The organism is Mycoplasmoides pneumoniae FH, from assembly GCF_001272835.1.
Classification (GTDB): domain Bacteria; phylum Bacillota_I; class Bacilli_A; order Mycoplasmatales; family Mycoplasmoidaceae; genus Mycoplasmoides; species Mycoplasmoides pneumoniae.
Map to the genome: position 1 here is coordinate 187,723 of NZ_CP010546.1, position 26,525 is coordinate 214,247.

General features: G+C 41.0%; 18 protein-coding genes and 4 pseudogenes. All 22 read left to right on the top strand.

From position 1 onward, the window contains the following. Positions 1-83 precede the first annotated feature (83 nt). Positions 84-611, top strand: coding sequence for an MPN143 family protein (locus tag F539_RS00835; RefSeq protein ID WP_014574890.1), 528 nt, complete (start codon positions 84-86; stop codon positions 609-611). A 2-nt stretch (positions 612-613) separates the two neighbouring features. Further along, positions 614-754: a hypothetical protein gene (locus tag F539_RS04240; protein WP_015344882.1), complete on the top strand. Its 141-nt coding sequence runs from the start codon at positions 614-616 to the stop codon at positions 752-754. A 79-nt stretch (positions 755-833) separates the two neighbouring features. Then, a complete protein-coding gene (locus F539_RS00840) occupies positions 834-2,246 on the top strand; it encodes an adhesin (RefSeq protein WP_014574891.1) in 1,413 nt (470 codons plus the stop codon). A 4-nt stretch (positions 2,247-2,250) separates the two neighbouring features. Next, positions 2,251-2,331: pseudogene (locus F539_RS04645) on the top strand (hypothetical protein); the annotation flags it as partial. After that, a pseudogene (locus F539_RS04650) lies at positions 2,307-2,432 on the top strand (hypothetical protein); the annotation flags it as partial. The pseudogenes F539_RS04645 and F539_RS04650, both read left to right, overlap by 25 nt. A 370-nt stretch (positions 2,433-2,802) precedes the next feature. Beyond that, on the top strand, positions 2,803-3,342 hold the full coding sequence (locus F539_RS00845) for a DUF16 domain-containing protein (protein WP_014325374.1): 540 nt from the start codon (positions 2,803-2,805) through the stop codon (positions 3,340-3,342). 265 nt (positions 3,343-3,607) lie between these two features. Next, positions 3,608-5,923: pseudogene (locus tag F539_RS04150) on the top strand (P68 family surface lipoprotein). Between the two features lie 165 nt (positions 5,924-6,088). Next, positions 6,089-6,880 carry a lipoprotein gene (locus F539_RS00860; protein ID WP_014574894.1) on the top strand — a complete coding sequence of 264 codons (792 nt, stop codon included), beginning with the start codon at positions 6,089-6,091 and terminating at the stop codon, positions 6,878-6,880. 271 nt (positions 6,881-7,151) lie between these two features. Further along, positions 7,152-7,406: an MPN146 family protein gene (locus F539_RS00865; RefSeq protein ID WP_017532795.1), complete on the top strand. Its 255-nt coding sequence runs from the start codon at positions 7,152-7,154 to the stop codon at positions 7,404-7,406. Positions 7,407-8,564: 1,158 nt separating this feature from the next. Then, positions 8,565-9,236 (top strand): MgpC family cytadherence protein, encoded by a 672-nt coding sequence (locus tag F539_RS04705; RefSeq protein ID WP_080998167.1) that lies wholly within the window; start codon positions 8,565-8,567, stop codon positions 9,234-9,236. 401 nt (positions 9,237-9,637) lie between these two features. Next, complete coding sequence (locus tag F539_RS00880; protein WP_014574897.1) at positions 9,638-10,120, top strand: DUF16 domain-containing protein; 483 nt, start codon at positions 9,638-9,640, stop codon at positions 10,118-10,120. A 282-nt stretch (positions 10,121-10,402) separates the two neighbouring features. Continuing rightward, complete coding sequence (locus F539_RS00885) at positions 10,403-12,877, top strand: P68 family surface lipoprotein (protein WP_014325380.1); 2,475 nt, start codon at positions 10,403-10,405, stop codon at positions 12,875-12,877. A gap of 86 nt (positions 12,878-12,963) precedes the next feature. Beyond that, positions 12,964-16,305 (top strand): AAA domain-containing protein, encoded by a 3,342-nt coding sequence (locus F539_RS00890; protein ID WP_010874510.1) that lies wholly within the window; start codon positions 12,964-12,966, stop codon positions 16,303-16,305. A gap of 11 nt (positions 16,306-16,316) precedes the next feature. Then, a pseudogene (nusA, locus tag F539_RS00895) lies at positions 16,317-18,004 on the top strand (transcription termination factor NusA). A gap of 24 nt (positions 18,005-18,028) precedes the next feature. Further along, positions 18,029-18,298 carry a YlxR family protein gene (locus F539_RS00900; protein ID WP_015344887.1) on the top strand — a complete coding sequence of 90 codons (270 nt, stop codon included), beginning with the start codon at positions 18,029-18,031 and terminating at the stop codon, positions 18,296-18,298. Further along, positions 18,285-20,138, top strand: a complete 1,854-nt coding sequence (gene infB / locus F539_RS00905; RefSeq protein ID WP_014325382.1) for a translation initiation factor IF-2 — start codon at positions 18,285-18,287, stop codon at positions 20,136-20,138. The genes F539_RS00900 and infB overlap by 14 nt, the downstream gene beginning before the upstream one ends. A gap of 2 nt (positions 20,139-20,140) precedes the next feature. Further along, positions 20,141-20,491, top strand: a complete 351-nt coding sequence (gene rbfA / locus F539_RS00910) for a 30S ribosome-binding factor RbfA (RefSeq protein WP_010874513.1) — start codon at positions 20,141-20,143, stop codon at positions 20,489-20,491. Between the two features lie 15 nt (positions 20,492-20,506). Further along, positions 20,507-21,715: an MPN157 family protein gene (locus F539_RS00915; RefSeq protein WP_017532796.1), complete on the top strand. Its 1,209-nt coding sequence runs from the start codon at positions 20,507-20,509 to the stop codon at positions 21,713-21,715. 12 nt (positions 21,716-21,727) lie between these two features. Beyond that, positions 21,728-22,537 carry a riboflavin biosynthesis protein RibF gene (gene ribF, locus F539_RS00920; RefSeq protein ID WP_010874515.1) on the top strand — a complete coding sequence of 270 codons (810 nt, stop codon included), beginning with the start codon at positions 21,728-21,730 and terminating at the stop codon, positions 22,535-22,537. A 25-nt stretch (positions 22,538-22,562) separates the two neighbouring features. Further along, positions 22,563-23,837, top strand: coding sequence for a CNNM domain-containing protein (locus tag F539_RS00925; protein ID WP_010874516.1), 1,275 nt, complete (start codon positions 22,563-22,565; stop codon positions 23,835-23,837). Beyond that, the gene (locus F539_RS00930) at positions 23,824-24,957 is read left to right on the top strand and encodes an MPN160 family protein (protein ID WP_010874517.1); all 1,134 of its coding nucleotides are present in this window, start codon (positions 23,824-23,826) and stop codon (positions 24,955-24,957) included. Before F539_RS00925 ends, F539_RS00930 begins: the two co-directional genes overlap by 14 nt. A 153-nt stretch (positions 24,958-25,110) precedes the next feature. Beyond that, the gene (locus F539_RS00935; protein WP_014325384.1) at positions 25,111-26,448 is read left to right on the top strand and encodes a DUF2130 domain-containing protein; all 1,338 of its coding nucleotides are present in this window, start codon (positions 25,111-25,113) and stop codon (positions 26,446-26,448) included. Positions 26,449-26,525 lie beyond the last annotated feature (77 nt).

Consider the following 26,525-nt stretch of genomic DNA (forward strand, 5'->3'; position numbering starts at 1 on the left):
AAAAAGGTTGTGTTTTTTTTCATATTTACAACTTTTTGCTTTTTTGTTGGCACATTACCTTCCTAGTGCAATTTAGAAGGTGTATGAGTCATAAAGATTTTAATGGGCTTCAAGCCCCTCAGTTGTTAAGTTCGAGTTCCCCTGTTGCAAAGAAACAAAGTAGTCATAAACTCAGGCATGCCTTAAAGCACGCCCGTTACTTAAACCATAGTAGTAAGCGTACCCTCAAGCATGCCTTAGAGCTGCATGAAGACAACCAGGTCTTACTGGAAAAAGAAGGTAGTCCTAACTTCCAGGACTGGCTTTCTAAGCAACCTGGCGTCAATAAAACCAGCCTTAAGTACAACAAAAGCTTGGGTAGTTGAATCTCTAAGGAAAGTAAACCGAAAAAGCGTTTTCAACCGTACTTTACGTACAAGGACAGTAAAACTACTCCAGAAGAGGCCAAAGCCTTGCAGCAAATGAAACAATCCCAAAAGCGCTTCTTTCACGAAAATATGCACAGCTTTCTCAATGAAGTTGCACATAACCCAATGATCCAGCGCTTTAATCAAAAGCAGGCCAAACGGGCTGCTAATACGCGACAACGCACTTACAAATACCGTCAGTAACAATGCACAAGATTAAACACTATAAACCCTTAAAGCGCAAGACCTGGTTAAACAAGGTTTCCAAGCAACGCCGCGAGCGCATGTCCGCTAAGTGCTATCAACCACCTAAGAGAGAAGTGATGCAGCCAACTTGAAAGAGTTAGCACCACCTGATCCCACTTCTCCCCCACGCTTTCCCGTTTCTCCACCGGGTTCAACCTTGTGGGGTCTGTTCTGGACCAGGTGTTGGATTATATTCCCTGGATTGGGAATGGGTACAGGTATGGGAATAACCACCGGGGCGTGGATGATATAACCGCGCCTCAAACCAGCGCGGGGTCGTCCAGCGGAACTAGTACGAACACAAGTGGTTCGCGTTCCTTTTTCCCGACGTTTTCCAACATCGGCGTTGGCCTCAAAGCGAATGTCCAAGCCACCCTCGGGGGCAGTCAGACGACGACTGTGGGCGGTTCGCCTTGAAGAACCCTCGACCAAGCCAACCTCCAGCTCTGAACGGGGGCGGGGTGAAGGAATGATAAGGCTTCAAGTGGACAAAGTGACGAAAACCACACCACCTTTAAAAGCGCTACGGGGATGGGCCAGCAGGGACAATCAGGTACCTCCGCGGGGAATCCAGACTCGTTAAAGCAGGATAAGATTAGTAAGAGTGGGGATAGTTTAACCACGCAGGACGGCAATGCGACCGGTCAACAAGAGGCCACCAACTACACCAACCTCCCCCCCAACCTCACCCCCACCGCTGATTGACCGAACGCGCTGTCATTCACCAACAAGAACAACGCGCATCGCGCCCAGCTCTTCCTTCGCGGCTTGTTGGGCAGCATCCCGGTGTTGGTGAATCGAAGTGGGTCCGATTCCAACAAATTCCAAGCCACCGACCAAAAATGGTCCTACACCGACTTACAGTCGGACCAAACCAAACTGAACCTCCCCGCTTACGGTGAGGTGAATGGGTTGTTGAATCCGGCGTTGGTGGAAACCTATTTTGGGAACACGCGAGCGGGTGGTTCGGGGTCCAACACGACCAGTTCACCCGGTATCGGTTTTAAAATTCCCGAACAAAATAATGATTCCAAAGCCACCCTGATCACCCCCGGGTTGGCTTGAACGCCCCAGGACGTCGGTAACCTCGTTGTCAGTGGTACCAGCTTGAGCTTCCAGCTCGGCGGGTGGCTGGTCAGCTTCACGGACTTTATCAAACCCCGCGCGGGTTATTTGGGCCTCCAGTTAAGTGGCCTGGATGCCAGTGACAGCGACCAAAGGGAGTTAATTTGGGCCAAGCGGCCCTGAGCGGCCTTTCGTGGCAGTTGGGTCAACCGGCTGGGCCGCGTGGAGAGTGTGTGGGATTTAAAGGGGGTGTGGGCGGATCAAGCTCAGTTGGCCGCGCAAGCAGCTACAAGTGAAGCTTCCGGGTCAGCTTTGGCACCGCACCCGAATGCTTTGGCGTTTCAGATGAGTGTGGTGGAAGCGAGTGCTTACAGCTCTTCAACCTCAAGTTCGGGTTCCGGGTCAAGTTCAAACACCTCCCCCTACCTCCATTTGATTAAACCTAAGAAAGTCGAAAGCACGACCCAACTCGACCAGGGCTTAAAAAACCTGTTGGACCCCAACCAGGTTCGCACCAAGCTGCGCTAAAGCTTTGGTACAGACCATTCCACCCAGCCCCAGCCCCAATCGCTCAAAACAACGACACCGGTATTTGGGACGAGTAGTGGTAACATTGGCAGTGTGCTTAGTGGTGGGGGTGCTGGAGGGGGTTCTTCAGGCTCAGATCAATCTGGTGTGGACCTCTCCCCCGTTGAACGGGTGAGTGGTCACTAACTATTAATAGGAACTTTTCTTATTAATAGGAACTTTTACTTTCAAAAAAGTTTTGAAGTTATTTTGGTGTCTTTACCAACTTTAAGCAATTTAGTGAACGAATACCCAAAAAGTATGAAATTAGTTAAATTAGCGAGGCTTCACCTCTTTTTAAAACAAGTTCAATTGCAACTTGTTCCTTTGTTTAGCCAAAACTTTTTGCAATTTTGTTGGCAGCTTTAAATAAACCGATCAATTTATTTAGCAATGACACAAAAATTAATATGTTGAATTTTTTAAATGAATCAACAATGGTATTGATCCCCGTTGGCAGCAGTGCTGCAAGTATTAGTTACTTTCCAAACCTTACAAAGAAAGGAGGTGATTTTTAATGTCTTACTCACCTTCACTTAAGGAAATTATTGCTATTTTGCAAAAATACACTTCGAAAAACTACCAGTCAAATTGCAAAACTAGACCCGATGGTAAGCTTGAATTATCATTAAATGGAGTTTTTGAAGAAATCGTGAAAACACCCGGTAAAACTAGGTACGTAACCCATAAACAGCTTGATCAGAAATTAAAAGATTTCAAGCAAGATCTGATGGTTGAGTTGCACGACACGTTTGCTACTAAAACTGATCTTAAAGAATCGGAAGCACGCATTAACCAAAAGTTAGAAGCACTAATTCAAATTGTTATGGTTCAGGGTGAGCAGATAAAAGTTCACGGCGAGCAAATTAACAAACTGACTCAAACTGTTGAAAAACAGGGCGAGAAAATTGAAGCTCAAGGACAACAAATTCAAAAAGTTAATGAAACTTTGAATTTTGTAGTTGAAAGCCTTGGATCTATCCACAAAAGACTCGATTCAATGGAAGGCCGCTTGGACTCAATGGAAAACCGTCTTGACAAACTAGAGTCCAAGTAGTTCTAATGGAAATAAAAATTCGAGCAGTTATTCTTAGAGATTAGTTGCTGGTATTTTTATTCACTTTGAAGAGAAAAATCATTTGTTTAAACTCAAAAAGGTCAATAATTTTTAAAAAATGCTGAGGTACAACCACCTTTTAAAAATTCCTTAGATATAAATCGCTAAACTATCTTTATTTATTTTGTATGTGCCAAATTATTTTTGACACATCAAATCAAATATTATTTTTTATCATTCCCCTAAATTTCAGGGGTATTTGAGTATGCGATTTAAATATGGTGCAGTTGCTTTTAGTGGCTTTTTAGGTCTAGCAGTGATGTTGGCTAGTTGTGGTGCTAAAGGGCGTTTTGACCAGGTTGATGATGGCAAAATTAAGCTAGCTTCTTCACTTACCGGTAAGCGCGATGTGATACTGAAAGAAGTGCTCAACAAATATAACAGTCGCAAAGCCAAGGACGATTATCCGATTGAAATAACCAAAATAGCCGGTAGCTATGATGGTGGTCGATCTGATCTGCAAACGCGGTTGAGTGTCAAGGATAAAACAACCTTTTACAACATGATCTTGAATTATTCTGACACCATTTCTACTTTAGGTCGCAGTAACATGGAACTACCATTAGATAGCGTTGACGTATCACAGTTTTCAGAAAACTTCTTGAGCTTTAATGACCGCATAAGTGGTATTTCCAGAAAAGGCATTTACGGCATTCCGGTATCAATGTCAACTGATATCCTAGTAATCAACGGGCCGGTATTGCACTATATTTTGAATAGTGCAAAAAAGAAAGATGGTGCAGTAACTAAGAAAAACGCAAGTAATTCCAATGGTAACGAAGGAACGTTAACAGTAAATAACGATCAACAAACCACTGAACTATGAAAAAAGATTGAAGAAGCCGCTAAAACTAACGGTAAAACTACCCAAGAACAAACAAAAAGAGATGCAAAACAAAGTACATCCTTAATCCAACTAAAAGAAGGATCTGCAAATACAACCGAAGGCAATGCTTCAGAAAGTGATAAAGAAATCAAAAAATCTTGAGGCAATTACCAAGAAGTAGATGGTGGTCTTAAGGGCTATACCTTCAAAGCAAGCGTCTTTGAAAACTAAAGTGAAATGGTTGATTTTGCCACTAGGGTAGCGAAATCATTTAAGGATAAAGTTAGTGGTATCGATAATAAAAAAGGCACTGACATCCAAGGTGTTTTAGGTCTAGACAGTACACCAAACGTTTTGTTCGCTTCAGTATTTGCAGCTGGTGGTGGTAGCTATGACAACTTCTTTTACAAGGTAGAAAATGGCCGGGCTGATTTCCGTAATTTTGCAAATAAAGGTACTTCTTACAAAAACTTAGAGAAGGTTTACAACGATTACAAGAATTTAATCGGTAGCAACGGTCTTTTTGCTAGCAAAGATGGCTCTTACTCATCTAACTTTGAAAAGTTCCACCAGTTAGCTTTTTATGTAGGTTCTAGCTCTGGTTATAACTATGCTTTTGCTGATGAAACTGCTAAACGGTTAAAGTTTGGTGATAGTGCCATTGAGTATCCTAACGATACGCTTGAAATTAAGGTACCGACAAATAATAGTCAAAGTGGTGATGGGAATGGTGGCACCAATAACGACAATCTCTTAGGTACTTTTGACATTAGGGAAAAGAGTAACGGCAAAAAAGGTGAGAGCAACGGTAAACAAGGAAATGGTCAAGATAAAAAGACAATTTCGCTTTATAAAGATTCGATTCCTAAAGAAAAAACTGAAGGCACTGATGCAATTCTAATTAGCGATAATCAACTCATTAATCAATTACAAACTGCCGCTAAAACTAGTAGTTCACAAAATAAAGCTAACACTGCAGCTATAACTTTTAAGCAAAGCAATAAAAGTGAAACTGACCAAAGTACAACTAGTCAGTTTATCGGCTACACAACAACTGCTTCATTGAAAGCTGATAAGAAAAATATCTTTGATGTGAAGAAGCTAAATAACGAAAAGTCTGAGCGCAAAATCATTGTCGGTGCCACGGTGGAAACCTTAAATCAAGCAAACACATTGCAAGCTAATGAAGCCATTATTAAACCAGCACCTGGTAAGTACCAAAGTACTGATTCACACAAGGTCATGATTACTCAAGGCCCGAATATTGTCGGAATTCATGCCAACGAAAAAGAGGACAAAGAAACACAAAAGTTTATTAACTGATACCTCAATAAAGAAGAGAGTTGATCTGTGCAAAACAGCGGTTCAACTACAACTAAAAAGCAAACTGCTGCTCAATATTTTGCCGAACAGTCCTCTTACATCACTCCTTTAAAAAATAACTTTAAAGCAGATCAAAGTGCAACAAAAGATAGCACTGTTAACACTAACTATTTCACTAAACAAACATTTGATCTCTTCAAAGAAGTTAATGATGGAAAAGTGCTTGGTTTTAATGATCCAAGTGACTTTAGGAGTGGTAAGTTCCGCAATACTATTGGTTCTACTTTTAACGCAACCATCAGTTCTAAAGTTGACTTTAACAAGTTTTTTGAAAACTTTAAAGCTTCTTTAGGGTCTGGTTTTGAGCGTTAATTTTAAAGAAAATTTTTCTTTTCAATTGCGCTTAATCTAAAGGGCAAAAGTAACAGCAGTTCACTGCTAAGGTTGATTGTGTTAACCCGAAATTTCAATTAATTTCCTTTTCCTCAAAAGGTTTTCCAAAAAAAAAGTAAAATAGAAAAGCTATTTTCACTTTTGATGCACAAAAAGAAGTTTTTATCAAGAACTTCCTTTGCTTCTTTGTTTTTGCTTTTAGGAACAGTATTGAGTGCTTGTAGCAAAGTAGAGTCCACAAAAAGTGTTCATCCTGTAAAAAGTTTTAAATCTGATCTAAAAAGTCTTCTTAAAGAAACAATTAAACAAGATATTGATTTATCTAAAACAATCAAAACTTCAGAAGGCAAACAACAGATAATAACTTCTTTAAAAAAGTCTTACGGAGTTAATCCGAAAGATACAACAAAATTGTTGTTAGACGCATGAAAACAGAGCTTTGAAGAAGGTGAAATAGGTATTGCGGATCTTGATTTTGAAGTAGCTTATCCCAAAACCCAAGATCCTTTTACAATGGAGCGAAAGGTTGATCATTTCCAAATGACATACCAAAGTTTTAAGGATTTATCAATTAAAGCTAAGTTGAGCTATACCTTTAATTGATTTGGAGATTATTCTTCAGGTGGTTTCACTGCTAAGAAAGGTGACAAGCATTATTTCGATCTTTTCCTTAAAATCAAACCTGATCCCAACAAATCATTTAAGGCTGCAAATTTTAAAACTGAAGAAAAAAACTCAACAGTTATTGATGGACAAGAAACTACAAGAAATTTAGAGTGAATTGAGTTTGGTGCTTCAATTAGCTGATCATTAAAAGGCAAAGATGATGCTAGTGAAAAAAGTGTGAAACAATTTTTAGATAGCTATGCTAATAACACATCAGGGTACTCATCAGATATTAATCTCTTTAGTTATTTGGAGTATTTAATTAGGTAATTTGTTGTGATTGCTTGGTTGTACTTGGAAAAATTTTAGCCACTTGCTTTTCGCCTTGAACAGATGGCTTTTTATTTTTATTCAAATTAATTTCATCAAAAACTTTTTTGCAATTTTGTTGACACTTCCAAAAGCTCATTTCAATTTATTTAGTGGAGGAGCAAAATGCAAATCTTTAATTTTTGAAATTGATCAGCAAAGCGTCTGATCCCTGTTGGCAACCGAGTTGCAAGTGTTAGTTATTTTTTAAAAAATCAAAAGAAAGGAGGATTTGACCATTAAAAAAGTAAAGGTTACAGAGAAAGCTTCTGTTGAAAGAATGATAGAAGTATTAAGTGATTCTGAAATTTTATCTTATTTATTAAGTAATAAATACACTGCTGATGGAGTTAATGAAATTTATGTAACGATGAACATTAAAGACAAAGATTCAAACACTCAAAGGAAGCCAGATAAAATGTCTTTAGAGCTTGAATTGTTTTTAAATCAGTTTATTGAATTCTTAAAAGAGCAGAGAAAAAGCTAGCAGTATAAAATACCAGCAGTTAATGCATGGCTGTTGGTATTTTTATTCTTTCACTAAACCCCTCATACGAACTCGTGGACTGAAAGCGGGTGGGTGATACCAAGTTAGTGGCGCTGGTCCGCTCAGCGTTGGTCAGGGTGAAGTTTAATGATGGGACGAGTTCGGATTCTAATAACCAAGATACGAATCAAAATGCCTTGAGTTTTGATACCCAAGAATCACAGAAGGCACTTAATGGCTCGCAGAGTGGATCTTCTGACACTTCCGGGTCTAACTCCCAAGACTTCGCCAGCTACATCCTCATCTTCCAAGCCGCGCCCAGGGCCACGTGGGTGTTTGAACGGAAGATTAAGTTAGAGTTGCCCTACGTTAAAAACGAATCGGGAGCAGGGGACTCCACCACAACTAACAGTGGCTCCCTCTACACCACCCTCCAAGACCTCCTCGTCGAACAACCCGTGACCCCTTACACGCCCAATGCGGGGTTAGCCCGGGTGAATGGGGCTGCTCAGGATACGGTTCATTTTGGTTCGGGTCAAGAATCGAGTTGGAATTCCCAACGTTCCCAAAAAGTCCTTAAAAACAACCCCGGACCCAAAGTCGTCACCGGCTTTAAGCTCGATAAGGGCCGCGCGTACCGGAAGCTAAATGAAGCTTGACCGGTGTATGAACCCCTGGATTCGACCAAGGATGGCAAGGGGAAGGATGAGAGCTCTTGGAACAGTTCGGAAAAAACAACGGCGGAAAGTGATGCCCCGTTGGTGGGATCAACCGGGAGTCAAATGGCTGCAGTCACAGACAGTCAGCAATCAGGTGATAACAATGGATTGGTATCGCTTGCCCAGCGCTCCACTACTGTTGCTGTCCAAAAAAGTGACTCTTCTGGTTCTCAAGGCCAAGGCACAACCGACAACAAATTCCAAAAATACCTCAACACCACCCAGGCCCTGCACCAGATGGGGGTGATAGTGCCATCTTTGGAAACGTGGGCGGGGGAAAACAAGTACTGGAATCGCTACCCGTGCTGCTGGTGGTGTTTCAGTCCAAGCAGCGACCCGGCAATCGTCTTCCACAAATGAAGATCTACCGAATGTAATCACCCAGTTATACCATACTTCAACCGCCCAACTCGCTTACTTAAATGGCCAGATCGTTGTGATGGGTTCGAACGCGGTACCGAGTTTGTGGTATTGGGTCGTGGATGAGCGAACCACGTCCGGAAGGGGTACTTGATGAGCCCACACCGAGTTGAACTGGGGCACCGACAAGCAGAAGGAGTTTGTGGAGAATCAGCTTGGTTTCAATGAAACCAGCGCCACCGACTCGCATAACTTTAAAAAAGCGCTGTTACATCAACCCGCCTACCTCATCAGTGGCCTTGACGTTGTGGCCGACCACCTCGTCTTTGCGGCCTTTCGAGCCGGCGCGGTGGGGTATGATATGCGACTGATACGAACGCTTCGACCTACAACCAAGCGCTCACCTGGTCGACCACGGCCGGGTTGGACAGTGCTGGGGGGTAAGGCCTTGGTGGAAAACACGGCCGGGCTCAACGGCCCGATTAACGGCTTGTTTACCCTGCTCGACACCTTTGCGTATGTGACCCCGGTGAGTGGGATGAAAGGGGGGAGTAAGAATACGGAGGCAGTGCAAACGACTTATCCGGTCAAGTCCGACCAAAAGGCTTCCGCCAAAATTGCGTCCTTAATTAATGCCAGTCCACTCAACAGTTATGGGGATAAAAAAAGCCATCCACCTAAGGTGAAAGGCAGACAGCTCCAAAATATTTTTGACGATTGAAAACTAACAAAAGCTGTTAGTTTGATGTAGAGGCAAAACTATGAATTTACTAAATTTATTTAAATCAGCGGGAGCAGGCTCGTTTTTTCAACACAAGTCACTCTGCCTGCTCCCACTAAATAAATTGAGAAAGATTTTCAAAGTAGTCAAAAAGTTTGAATATTTTGCAATTTGGGTTTGTAATCCCTTCTAACTATTAATAGGAACTTTTACTTTCAAAAAAGTTTTGAAGTTATTTTGGTGTCTTTACTAACTTTAAGCAATTTAGTTAGTGTAAAGACTCATAATGTTTAAATTAAAAATTAACAACTTCCAATTAGGTTTCAAACTCGTTCAGTGACCAGTGATGAACCACCTCCTTAAACATTTTTACGTTTTTCCAATCAATAATAAAGGAGGTCTTCACCATTAAACGCACAATTTCACTTACTTTGTTTAAGAAAAGACTCAACAAAGATAAGATTAATAATTGTCATGTTTGGGAAGAAGAGTTACCTGATGGTAGCTACGACATGGAATTTAATGGCAATTTAAACCATATGGAAAAACGAAAAAGTGGTTATGTTACCCAAAAGCAGTTTAACGAATATAAAGACTCAAACGACCAACGGCTCATAAAGATTGAAACTACTTTGGCTGCCCAAGGTGAGCAAATTAGTCAGCTAGTTCAAATTGTGTTCCTCCAAGGAAAACAAATTAAAGAACTTCAAGCGGAGCAAAAAGCACAAAGAGTTGAATTTAACGCGCGCATGGATCGCTTTGAAAGCCTTGTGCTTAAGAGTCTGGAATCAATCGGAAACACTTTGACTGATTTTGGTAAACGACTCGATTCAATGGAAACTCGTTTGGACTCTATGGATGGTCGTCTCGATTCAATGGAAACTCGTTTAGACAAAATCGATCCACCTAAATAGTTTTAAGCTAAAAATACCAGCAGCTAAACTGTTTTTGGTATTTTTATTCACAAAAAAGCTAAAACGATTTAACGACCAAAATTGGTTTTAAAAGTAATTTCAAAAAAAAATAATAACACACTGAGTAGAACCATTTAAACATTCAACTTTTAATTAATTAAAAACAGTCAAAATTTGCTTTTAAAAATACTTTTACTTCAGTAACTCAAACTAGTAAATTTCAAGGGTTAAACATCTACAAACTTTGTTAATATTTCTCTAAATTTCGGGTTTCTAGTGTTTATGAAATTTAAGTACGGCGCTATTGTTTTTAGTTGTCTTTTGGGCGTTTCGGCCATTTTAGCTGCCTGTGGGGCAAGGGGCAAATTTAACCAAGTTGATGATGGCAAGATTAAGCTAGCTTCATCTTTAACTTCCAGAAGTGCGTCAACAGCTTTACAAAAAGTTGTTGAAAAGTACAACAAGGTTAAAGGCGTAAATGATTACCCCATTGAAATTACCCAAATTGCTGGCGGTTATGATGGCGGGCGGACTGATCTACAAACCCGAGTTAACGTTAAAGACACGACTAATTTTTATAACCTCATCTTGAACTATCCCGACTTAGTTTCCACTTTGGGACGTGTTGGGATGGAACTACCTTTTGATAAGGTTAAAACTGATAAGTTAGCTGACCGTTTTTTGGATTTCAACAACCGTATTAGTGCCATTTCCAAAAAGGGCATTTATGGCATTCCGGTTTCTTTATCCACCGAAGTTTTATCGATTAATGGACCCGTTTTGCACTATATTTTGAATAGTGCACAAGGAAAGGTTAGTTCTGTCACTTCGGTGCAAAGAACAGCAGCTTCTGGTAGTGGAACAACAAATAATAATGGAGTAACAAAACCTTTGAAGATTGATAAAGAAAATGAATCTACAAAGAAACTTTGAGAAGAAATAGAAAACAAGGCAAAAGAAAACGGTAAGAAAACGAGTTCTTCAAGAAGAAAAAGAAATTTAAGTAGTTCTAAACAAATGAGCACTCAAACTCAACCTACTGACAATAGTAACGATGCTAATCAAAGCGACCAGGCGATAGAAAAGACTTGGGGTAAATATCAGGAGGTTGAAGGTGGTTTAAAAGATTACACCTTCAAAGCCAGTGTGTTTGAAAACTGACACGATTTGCTTGACTTTTCTAATAGGGTAGCTAAGTCATTTAGCAATATAAACACTAACACCAATAAAAAGGGCACCGATATTCAAGGTGTTCTGGGAATCGATAGCACTCCTAACTCCTTATTTACCTCTGTTTTTGCTGCAGGTGGCGGTAACTATGACAACTTCTTTTATAAGGTTGCAAACGGTCGGGCTGACTTTAGTAACTTTAAGAATAAAGGCACTTCTTACCAAAACTTACAAAAAGTTTATGGTGATTACAAAGGCTTGATTGACAGCAATGGTCTCTTTGTTAATAAGGGTGGTTCTTATTCATCGAACTTCCAAAAGTTTCACCAATTAGCTTACAGTATTTCCTCGACTTCCGGCTTCTTCTACTCGTTTGCTGGTGAAAACTCAAAGCGCTTGAAGTTTGATGGCGGTAATTTTATTGAGTTTCCTGGATTTACTCAAGCAATTTATGCGCCTGAAAATAATAGTCAAAGTGGTGGAGAGAGTGGCGATCAAACCACAAATAATGAAGCCAATCTTTTAGGCACTTTCAAAATAAAAAGCTCTAATAAATCTAAATCTTCAAGTTCCAAATCAAGCACTAAAGCCGAAACAGGCAAAACTAGTGGTGGAGACCAAAACCAAGGCAAAAAAGGCGAAGGCGCTCAAAATCAAGGCAAAAAAGGCGAAGGCGCTCAAAATCAAGGCAAAAACGGAGGTGAAGAAACAACTATTTACCTTTATAAAAACTCAATTCCATCTGGAAAAAATAAAGGCGAAAATGCAATTCTTATAGATAACAAAACTATTGTGGAACAACTAGAAAGTGCGGCTAAAAAAGAAGATAAGAAGAGTGGCGAATCTACCACAGAACAGACACAAATACAAAGTAAAAGTGTAACAGAACAAAAACAACCCAAAATCATCGGTTACACTACCACTGGCAATGTTCACGAAGACAACAAACACATTTTCCCAATTGACAAACTTACATCTGATCGAAATTTTGACCGCAAAATTATTGTTGGTGCCACTGAAGAAACACTCGATAAATCGAATACTTTGCAGTCCAATGAAGCCATTGTTTTACCAGCACCCTCTAAGTACAAAAGTACTGACACTAACAAAGTAACCATCACCCAAGGTCCGAATATCATTGGAATTCACGCCAACGAAAAGGAAAATGCAGAAACACAAAAGTTTGTGGATTGATTCTTAAACAGTCCGCAAACTTGAGAGGGTAAGGGAAAAGGTAAAGAACAAACTAATAAAACCGCAGCTGAATTCTTTGCTGAATCGGCTTCTTATATCTTGCCACTCAAGGAAATTTTTGAGCAAAAGAATGAAAAGAAAGAAGGCAGCGATCAAAAAGATAGTAAAAGCAATGGTAGAGGTAAACAAACTAACCTCTACACCGAAAAGGCCTTGGAACTATTTAGAGGTATTAGTACCGATCAAATAGTAAGTTACAGTGACCCAAGTGACTTTAGGAGTGGTCGTTTCCGTGATGGAATAGGTGCCACTTTTAACGCAGCAGTAAGCTCTAAAGCATCTTTTGAAAAGTTTGTTCAAAACTTTATTGCAACTTTAGGTAGTGATATTTAGCTAATCACTTTTGCAGTCCAGTCAAGGGTTTCATAAAGCTAGCGCTTTATAATCAAATAATGCTTTAAAGCAATTTAGACGACTCCATGAACGACTGACAGTGACTCAAAAACCGGCTGGTTAACGCCAAAACTAAGGCTGTTAGTTTCTGGCTAGCCCAAACTACCAGCACCATCTTAGATATTGCTGAACTAATTAAATGTTGTTCGGATTTAAAGAATACTTCCATTAATGGGTTAGTTGATCTTATAAATCAACAAGAAAAACTCGAATTTAACTTAACAAGGTTAAAGGAAATTGATGGCGAGGATGCACGACAGTTGTTTGGCATTGAAGGTAATGTTTACAAACACTTCCAAACTGAACTTAGTCGCTTTTACAAGCAAACGCGCAAACACTTTCGCGAAACTGGTTCGGAAAGTCTCTTTTTAGGTTTACCAGTAATTGAGGGCATTAACGAGTTTAACGATGTCTTTCGTGCTCCTTTACTCTATGTGGGGGTTAAGTTAAAAGTAGCACCACGACTTGAACGCTTTTGATTGGAAATAAACCGCGAGGAAATCTTTTTAAATCCGACCATCATCGGGGTTGAAATTAACAAGCGTAACAGCTTGTTTAAAAATAACTATGACACCACTAAGGTTGATATTAACCAGGCATTGGAAATCTTTCGTGAGTTGGAATACCAATTTCGGATGCCACTCACCTCGGAGTTAAAAAGTTTTTCCAAAAAGGCTAAGAGTGACTTTAACACTGAAAAACGGACTAACTTCCTCACTAATAACGTTCTTTTAGGAATCTTTGACGTTAAGGGGGATCAACTGTTCCAAAACTTTAACGAAATTCTAAACACTGATCCTGATGTTTTGGATGAATTGTTAAAGGATCGCCGCGATCTCTTATACGACAACCGTGAGTTTCGTGAAAACTTTAACTTAAAGGGCACTTACCTCTTTAGCCACTTAGACATCTTCCAGCAGTACGCTGTCAAACAGGCATTTGATGGGGATGTCATTATTGAAGGTCCACCTGGTACTGGTAAGAGTGAAACGATTGTCAACATCTTGGTCAACCTCGCTTTAAACAAAAAGAAGGTGTTGTTTGTGTCAGAAAAGGTAACTGCCTTAGATGTCGTTTACAACCGGCTAGGTAGCTTTAAGCACATTGCCTTATTTAATGCTTCGGTAGCGAGTGAGAAGAAGCGCTTTTACAGCCAGTTCGCTGATTATGAAAGCTTCTTTACCGATAACTTTTCCAAGAAGGATTTAGTTAACGAAATGCCGGTGTTTGACGGGCAGTGGGTTGATAAGATCCTAAGTGAATTCACTAACCTTCAAAACATTTACGATACCCAAATTAATTCGGGTAACCAGAGCTATTCCTTCAAGGAAATCCTAAGTAGTTTTCCAATACTTGATGTCAGTTACATTAAGATCAAGGAACACGATCGTTTTGATGAATGAGTGCGGGTATTTTCCTCACAAGTTTGATTAGAAAAACACTTAACTTACTTAGCGTTTAAAGCGGAACTGAGCAAACGCTGGCAAAACATCGATAACTTCTACGCTTTAAAAGACTTACTGGAAAAAAGAAAGAACATCCGCGTGTTGTGCTATGTGTTGGATTACTTCGAGCAGAACAACAGCATAATCAAACCGAAGCGGGTATTGCTCTATACCCCCACTGAACGCGGGCAAAAGCAGTTGCACCAACTCCAGCAAGACGTTGCTAAGTACAACAGCTTGCAACGTTTTAAATCGGCTGCTAAGTTTGAAACAATTAAGCTCAATTTAGCTAACAAACTAGCACAAAACGCCAAGCCTTTTTTCTTTTCTTGATTCATTCAAACACACGCGCAAACACTGTTGGAAAATCTCGTACAAACCCAAAAGCAATTGGTTAAGGCTAAGCAAAGCTACTTAAGCAAAATTGAGCAGTATGTAGTTAGTTGTAAACGGATTCTCAAAGCTACCATTTTAGCCAACTTCTTTGAGTTGTACCAAACCAATAAGAATGAACTATTGGATATCTGTCGGGAAGCCAAAAACCCTGTTTTAAAGGAAATTACCTGGTGGTTTAAGAAGAACTTTGCACTGTTATCAAAGCTATTCCCCGTCCACATTATGACGTTTGAATCAGCCGCCTTATTAACCCCGAACCAGCGCCGTTTGTATGACTATGTGGTGATTGATGAAGCTAGCCAGGTTTATCTAGAACGTGCCATTCCAATCTTATACCGTGGCGCTAAGTACATTATTGCTGGAGACACCAAACAATTAAAACCATCCAATTTCTTCCAAGCCCGGGCTGAGTATGATGTGGATGAAGAGTTTGAAGATGGTAACGTTGAAGCTGCGGTGCACTCGACTTCGTTACTACACTTTTTGAAGAACCGTTCGCGCATTTTAACGCTGCTCAAATTCCACTACCGCAGTGATTCCGCTAACCTAATTGCCTTTACTAATAACCGCATTTATAACAACGAGCTCATCTTTATGAATAAAGCAACCGCTGACAAGCAGGTCTTTATTGTCCATGATGTCATCGATGGTATTTGACGGAACAACCGTAACCTTCAAGAAGCACGCGATGTCGTACAACGCTTAGAACAGTTGACCCAAACTGCGGAATATCAAAAATCATTAGGGGTGATCTGTTTCAATAAAAATCAGGCCGAGTTAATTGAGTACATGATTGACAAGCAGAACAATCCGCTACTCAATGAGTGACGTGACCGGGTGAACGCTCAGGGCGAGTATGTCGGTTTGTTTGTCAAAAACATTGAAAACGTTCAGGGTGATGAACGGGACATTATTATCTTCTCGTTGGGCTATGACCGTTCTGTCAACAGCTATGGCCCGATTTCCAAGCAAGGTGGGGAGAACCGTTTGAATGTAGCGATTACCCGTGCTAAGCAGCGGATTGAACTGTTCAAGACTAACCGTGCTAGTGATTACAATGGTTTGAGCTCCAATTCCTTGGGTAGTAAGTTATTGGTGGAATACTTACTGTACTGTGAGGCAATGGCCAACAACCAGGGTGAGAGCTTAGACTTCCAAGCAACCCAAAAACAAGCACCCAAGGCCAAGTACGAATTGGAATTGGAGAACCAGTTCTTTAATGAGTTGGAACTTATTTTTGGTGAGCAGTTTACGATTAAACGCAATGTCAATGAGGGTGCATACAGCTTTAGCTTTGTCTTTTACTTTAACGAAAACCCTTACCTAGCGGTTGACTTTAACCCTGCTTTACCCCACTCCAGAAAGGAAGTGAGTGAAAACATTATTTACCGCGAACAATTTTTGAAAAAGCGGAAATGGAACCTCGTTAACATTTGGTTAGACGAGTGAAAACTCAATCCAGGTGGTGTGTTGCAAAAGCTTAGAAATTGTCTAACTCACAGCGAAAATGAGTTTGAAGAAATATAATTAAACGATATATTTCTCGTCATTTAAGAGAAGTGTCGCTAGGCACTTCTTTTTTATTTGCCCACTTTATCACATTATGAACAATCAATCAAATCACTTTACCAATCCTTTGTTACAACTGATTAAGAACGTTGCCGAGACCAAGAATTTAGCCATCGATGATGTTGTTTTGTGTCTTAAAACAGCATTAGAACAAACATACAAGAAGCATTTGAACTATGTCAATGTGGAAGTCAACATTGACTTTAACAAGGGCTTAATGCAAATTGAACAGCTCTTCGATGTTGTAGATGATAACAATGAGGATTATGATGACTTTTTGGAAATGCCTTTAAGTGAGGCTAAGAAGCTCAATCCGAACCTAGAAGTTGGCGGGGTGTTGCGCAAACCGGTTTCACTCAAAGACATTAAGGGCGATCTCATTAGCAAAATGGTATTACTCTTCAACCAAAAGATTAACGAAACAGCTTTTAAAACGGTGATGAGTGACTTCATTAATGAAGTCGGTCAGGTAATTGAAGCTAGAGTAGAGGACATTGATACGAACAAAGATGGTGGATTGAAGGGTTACATTGTTAACTTGGAAACCACCAAGGGTTACATGCCTAAACGTGAGTTGAGTAAGGGCGAAAAGCTAGATATTGGCAAGAAGTACCTCTTTGTGATTAAGGAAATCCAAAAGCAATCTTCGATGTGACCAATTACGCTTTCCAGGAGTGATTCGCGTTTACTGGAATTCTTGCTAAATTCCAACACTCCCGAAATTGCTAACGGTACGATCGAAATTAAAAAGATGGAACGCTCTCCTGGTACCAAGTCTAAGGTGGCCGTGATTTCCAAAGACCCAGTAGTTGATCCGATTGCGGCCATTTTGGGTCCCAAGGGCGAGCGCATTCGCGGCATTAGTGAAGAGTTTAACGGTGAGATCATTGATATTGTCATCTGAAATGAGGACAAGTTAAAGTTCTTGGTCAACGCTGTTTTACCGGCTGAAGTGGTCGGTTACAACATCCTTCAAGACGATGAGCGCGATACCAGCATTGAAATCGTGGTACCCGCCAACCAGATTGCCAACGTCTTTGGTTTTAAAGGAATTAACATTCGCTTAATTAGTAACCTAACGGGTTGGAGTAGTGTGGACGTTTACACCGAAAAAGATGCCGCTGAACAAGGGATTGAATACACCCGGGTCAACTTTCAACCCCAAGGTATTTTTGGCATCAAAAAGCGCCGCGACAAGATCTCCAACAATCCACGCAACAACAACCAACAGCTCGCATCTGATAAGGTGTTTTACACTTCGAAGGCCAATGTGGTTGATGATGAGATCATAGTCGATCTAGCAAAGCAAGCGGAAGCCAAACGGGTCAAGCAAATCAAGCAGGAAGCAACTAAACCCGAGTTGCAATTACAACAAGAACTTAACCTCGAAGCAACCCCTAAGGTAGCTGCTCCAACCCCAACCCCTGCACCCCAACCAACTCCCGCACCAACTAAAGTTGAGCCAGTACCACCACCAGTAAGCGTTACACCTAAGCCAATCCCCAAGGTCAATAAGCCCAAGCCAGTGGTTAAACCAAAATCAGTCTTTTCGATTACGGTTGAAGCGGATGACAGTAAGACTAAACCAGAAAAGTCAAGCGCTAAAACTAACACCCCACAAACGAAACAAACCTTTGATAACTTTGACGATCTCTAGTCGTTAATCTAACCATTTCACACTATGCAAAGTTGGCGCCAATGTTTAGTTACCAGAAAGTCTTTTGCTAAGCCGCTACTTTTGCGTCTTGTAAAATTAGAGCATCAACTACGGGTGGATTTAGCGCAAACACTACCAGGTCGGGGGTATTATTTAAGTGTAGCTGCTTTAAAACTGGAGCGGAAAAACTTTAAAGCACTGTTACAAAAACGCTTAAAGGTAAGCTGTTCTGACGCAGAGCTAGATCACATTATTGCTTGTTTAAAGGAAAGGGAAAGCGATGTCAAAGCATAAACCACGTCATTTTCAAAAGAATAAGTTTGACAACCGGGCTAAAACGAGTGCCAAACAACAGTTTCGCCAGGTAAAAACCGGTGTTAAAGATGGTGTCTTTGTCTATAAGGGACCACTCACTGTTAGTGAGTTTTGTCTCAAAACCAATATTCCGACGGCCAACATCATCAAGCACTTCTTTTTAAATGGGGTTCCCTTAACCTTAAATTCGGTGTTATCGACCGAACAACTAGCTGACGCTTGTGTTAACTTTGGCTTTGACTTTAAGGTAGAAACCGAAATCACCCACGACAACATTATCTCCAACATTAAGTTTGACGATGATCCCACCCAGTTAAGTCCAAGACCCCCGATCGTTACCATTATGGGTCACGTGGATCACGGGAAAACATCCTTGTTAGACGCCATTCGCCAAACTAATACAGCAGCCAAAGAGTTTGGTGGCATTACCCAAAAGATTGGGGCGTACCAGGTCAAAAACCAGGAGGGCAAAACGATTACCTTCATTGATACCCCCGGTCATGAAGCCTTTACCGGCATGCGCGCCCGTGGTGCTCAAGTGACTGACATTGTTGTCTTAGTGGTAGCGGGTGATGATGGCTTAAAACAACAAACTGAGGAAGCGATTTCCCACGCCAAGAGTGCCAAAACCCCGATCATTGTCTTTATTAACAAGATGGATAAACCAACCGCTAACCCCGACATGGTGATCCAACAGCTCAACAAGTTTGATTTAGTCCCTGAAGAATGGGGTGGTGATACCATCTTTGTCAAGGGCAGTGCCTTAACCAAAGAGGGGATCCAGGAGCTCTTGGACAGTATTCTGTTAGTAGCGGAAGTGGAAGATTACAAGGCCAACTTTAACGCCCACTCATCGGGTTATGCGATTGAGGTGCAAACCACCAAGGGGTTGGGTCCCACCGCTACCATTATTGTTAAACGTGGTACCCTAAAGATTGGTGACATCGTTGTCTTGGGTCCCGCTTGGGGTAAGGTTCGTACCATGCAAGACGAAAACGGAGTCCATCTCCAAGAAGCTATGCCCTCTAAACCAGTACAAATTTCGGGGTTTGACATTGTCCCAGTTGCTGGGGAAAAATTCATTGTCTTTGACGATGAAAAGGATGCGAAGTTAATTGCCAATAAGTTCCGCGAACAGCAAAAACAAAAGCTCAATACCACCCAAATTAACGAGGTGCTCAAACAAAAGATTAAGAGCAAGGAAATTAAGGTTTTAAATCTGATTTTTAAGGTTGACAGTGATGGTAGTTTAGCGGCCATTAAACAAGCTATGCAGAGCATTGATGTGCCGGGGATGAGCGTCAACATTATCCACTCAGGTGTTGGTTTAATCTCGGAAAACGACATTATGTTAGCCAAGGCGTCCGGGGCATTACTGTTTAGCTTGAACCTCGGTTTAAGTCAAGTTGTTAAGAACATTGCTAGTCTTCAAGGAGTGAAGGTCGATGTCCACTACCACATCCCTAAGTTAGCGGAAGAGATCGAAAACATCTTAAAGGGCCAGTTAGAACCAGTGTACGAAGACGTGGAACTGGGGCGTGCTGAAGTGTTACAACTCTGGTACCACTCCAAGGTGGGGCACATTGCTGGTACCTTAGTTAAAACAGGTAAGGTTAAACGGGGCGCCTTGTGTAAGCTGTTACGCCGTAACGAAACCATCTATGAAGGCCGGGTGGACTCATTGAAGAGTGAAAAGAACCCGGTCAACCAGATGGAAGCGGGGAAGAACTGCGGTATTGTTATTAATGGGTGTGAGGACATTCAGGTGTGCGACATTATCTTGGTGTACGAAAAGCAGGAGGTCAAGTCCAAAAGTTAACGATGGCTAGTTACAAAAAGGAACGTCTGGAAAACGACATTATTCGTTTAATTAACCGCACTGTTATTCACGAAATCTACAACGAAACGGTCAAAACCGGTCATGTAACCCACGTGAAACTATCGGATGATTTACTCCATGTAACAGTTTACCTAGACTGTTATAACCGTGAGCAAATTGACCGCGTGGTGGGTGCCTTTAACCAGGCCAAAGGGGTGTTTAGCCGCGTGTTAGCACACAATTTGTACTTAGCCAAAGCCGTGCAAATCCATTTTGTCAAGGACAAAGCAATTGATAACGCAATGCGCATTGAGTCTATCATCAACTCCCTTAAAAAATCAAAGCCTAATTAAAATTAATACTGTTTAATGAAACCACCTAAAAAGCCAGTCAACCCACCGTTTGGTAAGCTAACTGATTCTAAAGCTGGAGTAGTCAAAGCTACCTCTAGTCAAGAGACCAAAAAAGTAGCTGACACCAAACCCAAAAATAAGGGTGGTTTGTTTAGCTTCTTTAAAAAAGACAAAACGGAAAAACCAGCTAAAGCAGCCAAACCCAAAGATGCCTTTAAGAGTGCGATAGCTGAATTGAATCCGAAAGCCAATCCTAAGACAGTCAAAGCGGATGTTGCACCGGCTAAAATTCCCCACAGCGATAAGGGTACGGTTACCCCTGTAGAGTTAAAACCCCAAACGGAAGCACCGTTACCACCAGGAGTTAAACAACCTGATCCTAAAAAAGATAAACCTAAGGGCGGTTTATTTGGCTTCTTCAAAAAAGATAAGAACAAAGATGTCAAAAAGGAGCCTGCTAAGCCAGCTACTCCAGTAAAAACTGAACCAACCTCACCTAAGGTAGAACCAACTAAGGTCAAACCACCGGGCGGTGTACCGACTAAGCCGGTAGTGGAAAAACCAGTGTCAGCTCAACCAACGGTACCATTACAACCAGAACCTACTTTCCCAGTCAAAGCAGCACCACTACCACCAGGTGTAAAAGCAGAACCGGAAAGCAAAAAACGCTTTGGTTTGTTTAAGGCATTCCAGAAAGATGACGCTAAACAACCCAAGCAAAAGCTCAATCTCCAAGACCAACAGGATCGCTTTATTGATGACCCCACCGCCAAAAAGCACTTTAGCGCCTTTAACCAAAAAGTTGGTAACTTACTGAAGGACAAAAAGACCCGTAACCGTGATTGGAAGATTGTGGGTTGAATCCACGGTTTAATCCTTCTGTTCTTCATTCCACTGTTAGCAATCATGAATAAATTTGTGACCCTCCCAGCACAAAGCTATCCTGCTGTATCACTACAAGTATCGATTAACAATGCGTTGTGGGGGATTGCGATCTTTGTGATAGCCAACATTGCTCTACCCTTCATTACGATGTTCGTGCTCTTCTTGACTGGGGTCAGAGATGTGCATGCTAGTCGGCCAGTGCACTATTTCATCTGGGTGTTAATGTTGTTAAACCTTACCTTCTTAGTAATTAGTTGTTGTTTACTGGCTGCTGCTTATGCTAACTTAGACATTTACAACATCTGACGCAACCTTCAGGCTTTAGACCCGAATAATTAGGGCTTGAGTTCTATGCAGCAAACCTTGATCATCGGTGCTTTTGATGGTTTACACAAGGGTCATCAATTGTTAGCACAAGCGGCTAGTGGTCCAGTGGTGGCCTTGTTAATTGCTAACATTCCCAGTCTACAAAGTGACTGGCTATACGAACCGAAGCAACGGCAAGTGCAGTTACAACAACACTTTCAGTCCGTGGTGCACAGCTATGATGTGATTGAACACAACATTAGTGCCCAAGCGTTTTTCGATCAAATCATTAGCCCACTACGGTGTCAGCAATTAGTCGTGGGTGCGGACTTTTGCTTTGGTAAAGACAACCAGAATGCTGATTTTTTAAGACGTTTATTTCCCAATACCACGATTATTCCCAAAGACAGTCAAACGCTGTCCAGTTCTACCATTCGCCAATGGTTAAAGCAGGGCCAGATAGAACAAGCCAACGCCGTGTTATTGGAACCCTACTTTAGGGAAGGGGTGGTTATTCGTGGTAACCAGCAAGCCCGGTTTTTGGGCTGACCAACCGCTAACATTACCTTAAAGCCGTACATGGTGCCGTTGCGCTGTGGGAGCTATGTGATTACGGTGACTTACCACCAAACCAATTACCCGGGTGTAGGGTTTATCAGTTACAAAAACGACCAGTTAGTCTGTGAAACCCACTTAATTGGTTTTAGTGGTGATCTTTACGGTAAACAACTACGCTTTACCTTCAACCAGTTTATTCGCCCCCAGCAAAAGTTTAGTGGGGTGCAAGCGTTGCAAAAAGCGATTAGTGGTGATTTAAAGCAAGCGCAGAAGTGGTTTGCTCAATCAACAAATTAAATAAAATTTAAACCTAATTTAACTTATGGAAAGTGCCCCCAGTGGTGGCCTGTTGGCCTTAATTATTATCAGTATTATCCTCCTGGCTTGTATTAGTGCCGTGGTTTCGGCTTACGAAACCGCCATTACCTCAATTACATCATACAAGTGGAGCAACTATGTCAAAACGCATAACAAGCAAAAGAAGTTAACGACCAAGATTGTTAACCACTTCCAAAAGAACTATTCGGCTTGTTTAATTACCATCTTAGTGGCCAATAACATTGTCGCCATTTTGGTTTCCAACATCCTCTTTTTGGCTTTAGATCAATCGATTAAGAATCCGGCCATTTCCAGTGCCTTGAACCTCTTAATTAGTGGGGTGTTATTGTTAATGCTGTGTGAAATTACTCCCAAAACCTTAGCACGGATTAACATCATCCGCGTCTTGGTCTACTTTGCGGTGGTAGTGTATTTTTTCTACATCCTTTTTTGACCAATTACCAAGTTAGCCAGCATTATCTTTGCCAAATACGAAAAGGCACCCCCAGTTTCCCGCCGTGATGTTTACTTCTTTATTGATGAAATTGAGCAAAACGGGTTATTTACCAAAGAAGACGGGCAGCTAATTAAACGGACCCTAATCTTTGACCAGGTCTTAGTTGACCAAATCATGATTAAGTGAAACCGGGTGGTGTACTGTTATGAAGGTGATCCAGTCAAGACCATTAAGGAAAAGTTCTTGCACGGCCAGTTTTCCAGAATGCCCGTACTCGACCAGACAAGCAATGAAGTGGTTGGTTTTATCCACCTCAAGGACTTGTTTAGTTCACTCGAAAAGAGCAACGAGCCGTTTGTTTTACAGGAGTTATTGTATCCAGCTGTTTTAGTAAGTAACACCACACCCATCAAGCAAGCTTTGCGCCAAATGCGGTTACACCGGGCCCACTTAGCGGTCGTGCAGGACAAACACCACCACACGATCGGGATTGTTTCTATGGAAGACATCATTGAGGAATTAGTCGGGGAAATTTACGATGAACATGATGAGGTGGAGGCAGTGCAAACGTTGGACAACAACACCTGGTTAGTGTTACCGAACGTAAAAGCCGCCTTTTTCTTTAACAAGTGGATTAAACGGGATTTAGTAAAATCAAAAAACATGACGATCCAACGTTACTTGGCATCGTTTGAAAATGATGGGTTAAACACCCAGAATAAACTAGAAACGCCGTGGTTTATTGCTGAAGCAATTGTCGACAGCGAGAACCCCGAGCAAATTCGGTACGAAATTCGCAAAAAGAGTGATGTTGTGGACTAGAGCCTTAATCTTAGAGTTAAAAACCAATAAGCAAAGCCGCTTGTTGTGGTTACTTGCAATTCCCTTACTAATATCGTTAACCTTACTAACGTACGGTTTAGTGTTGTTTAGTTCCAGTGGTCGAATTGATCATGGTGATCACTTCCACTTACGTGAGCGCTTTGTGTTAACGACCGAAGAGTTAGTTACCTTTGTGGTAGCGAGTGTCGTGTTTGCGCTAACTGTTGCCTTGTTTGGGCTGGGTTGCTGGAAGTTGCTCCAAGGTCCAAAAGTGGATAGAACAAACATAAAGCTAGCAAACAGCAATCCTGCTCCCCAAGCCGTGGTATTGCAAGCTGATTGTGATCACTTTCAGGTAGGGGATCACTGTGTGTTTAGCGCTGAAAAGCAACACTTTAAACAACAGTTCAAACAGGACTTTTTGGGTAAAAGTAAGTTTTCCTTTCGCAATGAACTGTACCGTTTTTGTCTCATTGGTGTGTTAATTTCGCTGAATTTAGCGCTCAGTATGGTGGAAATCCCCGGCATTGTTCTACCGTGGGGCAGTTCAATCCAGTTCCGCTTTTTTAACACCGCCATCTTGTTTATTGCGATTCGCTTTGTTGGGTTACTCTCCACATCGTTAATTGCGATTATTACTCCATGGATTCACCTCCTCCTTCACCCCGTTCATACCCCGATTAGTACCGTTTTTTACATGGGCAATGACTTGGTAGTTCTGTGAATATTCTATTTCTTTTACTACCACATCTTTAAGGCCGAAGTCAAACAAACCACTACGGTTGTCAATAACAAGGAGTTTAGTCAATTAGTCAACACCCACAAAACGAAGGTAGCCAAGGCCTTGGCGTTAATTCCAGTTAATTTAATCTGTGGTTTTATTGAGGGTTTGGGTTTCTATGTCGGTTACTTCTTGATTTTGGGTAAATTTGGTAGTGTAGGGCATAAGATTTTCTATGACAGTCAAGCTAACCGTGACCTAATTAACAGTGCTAACGTGATCTATTTCTTACTCACTACTACCACCATTTTTAGCTTAAAGTACCTGTTTGAACTACTGTTCTTTTACAGTGTCGAGAAGGGTATACTTAACATTTCGCGCCACTTTGGTTTGTATTAAAAGGTAAATAATTTAGCTTTTTGTTTAATCAGCAATTTCCTTTATATATAAAAAAGGTAATACAACGATAGTATAGGGGTTCTAGGGGAGTTAATTTGCAGAAAACAGCTAAACCATTGTTTCACCTGGCAAACAATTTAAAGTTAATGCCATATGAGTGACGTCAAATACTTACAGGTCGAAATTGTCGATAAAAACACCATTCGCCTCCAGGAAGATGGCAAAAAGGGTCAACAAATTAGGTTAGATCAAATTATTAAGGTTGATCAAAGCAACATCTTAAACACTTTGGAGCAGGCACAACGCGAGGCATACGAAAGGGAGGCGCAAAGCCGTTACCAAACTAAGTTGGCCAAAGAACTGAGTGAAAAAGACAACACTTTTTTAAAGCAAGAAGCAGCTTGAAACCAAGCGCACAACACGCAAATCCAACAGTTATACCAACAAATTACTAACTTAGAAAATCAGGTTAACAACATCAAAAGGGAAACTGAAAGTAAAAAGGATAACGAATATCAACAACAAATAGTTAAGTTAGAAACGCAGCTCCAAAGCATTAAAAAGGAGACCGAAAGTCAAAAAGACTTGGAATACGAACGTAAAGCAAATAAAACTAAGGAAGAAAATCAACAAGAATTAGAAAGACAACGCCAGTACTTTTTAGAACAGTTAGAACAAGCCCAAAAGGACATTGAAGAGCTCAAAACGCGTGAAGAGCGTTTTAGTAAGTGAGCAATTGCCAAAAAAGGGAAGGAATTGGAAAAGTGGTGTTGGGAAGCTTACAAAAATTACGAAGAGTTGTTCCAAAACTGTGTGTTTGCCCCTTACAGTGAGCTAGTTAAGGGTGCCAAAAAGAGCATAGGTGTAGAAGACGATGAGAGCAATATTAACGAAAAGGCTGACTTTATCTTTCAGGTATTTAATCCCAATAATGACAAAGAACCCTTCTTTTCAATTTGCTGTGAAATGAAAACAGAGTTTACTGAAAGCAAGAGTCGCACTAAAAACGAAGATCATGTCAAAAAACTGATTGCCGACGCTAAGCGCGCTAAGTGCCAATACGGTTTTTTAGTAAGTGAATTGGAACTCAACACTGAAAACGATGTCCAAGTGCAACGGATGCATACCTCGAACAGTGAAGTGGAGGTTTACCTAGTGCGCCCAATGTTCTTCATTGTGATGTTGCGGTTGTTTTACTTTTTGGCCAAAAAGATGTTTGCCCAAGTTGATGTAAACAGCGAGTACTTAGATAAAGAAGCTTTAAATGCTAGCTTTAGCGATTTAAAGAAAAGCTTACTTGAAAAAACCTTTACTGATCTCAACAAGGTCTTTCAAAACAACATTGATGAACTAGAAAAGATTGAAGGATTAGTAACAAAGTTGAAAGCCGCTAATGAAAAGGCCTTAAATAGTCGTTTAAATAACTGGGAAGAAAAGATCCGTAAGTTTGAATTTAAGCTCAATAAAGACATTGTTAAAAAGCTTGAATAAGGTTCTTTTAAGTAGTCTTTTTAGGGTAGAAATTAGTTTCCAAAAACGGTTTTAAATTAGAGGCTTATTTTTAAAAA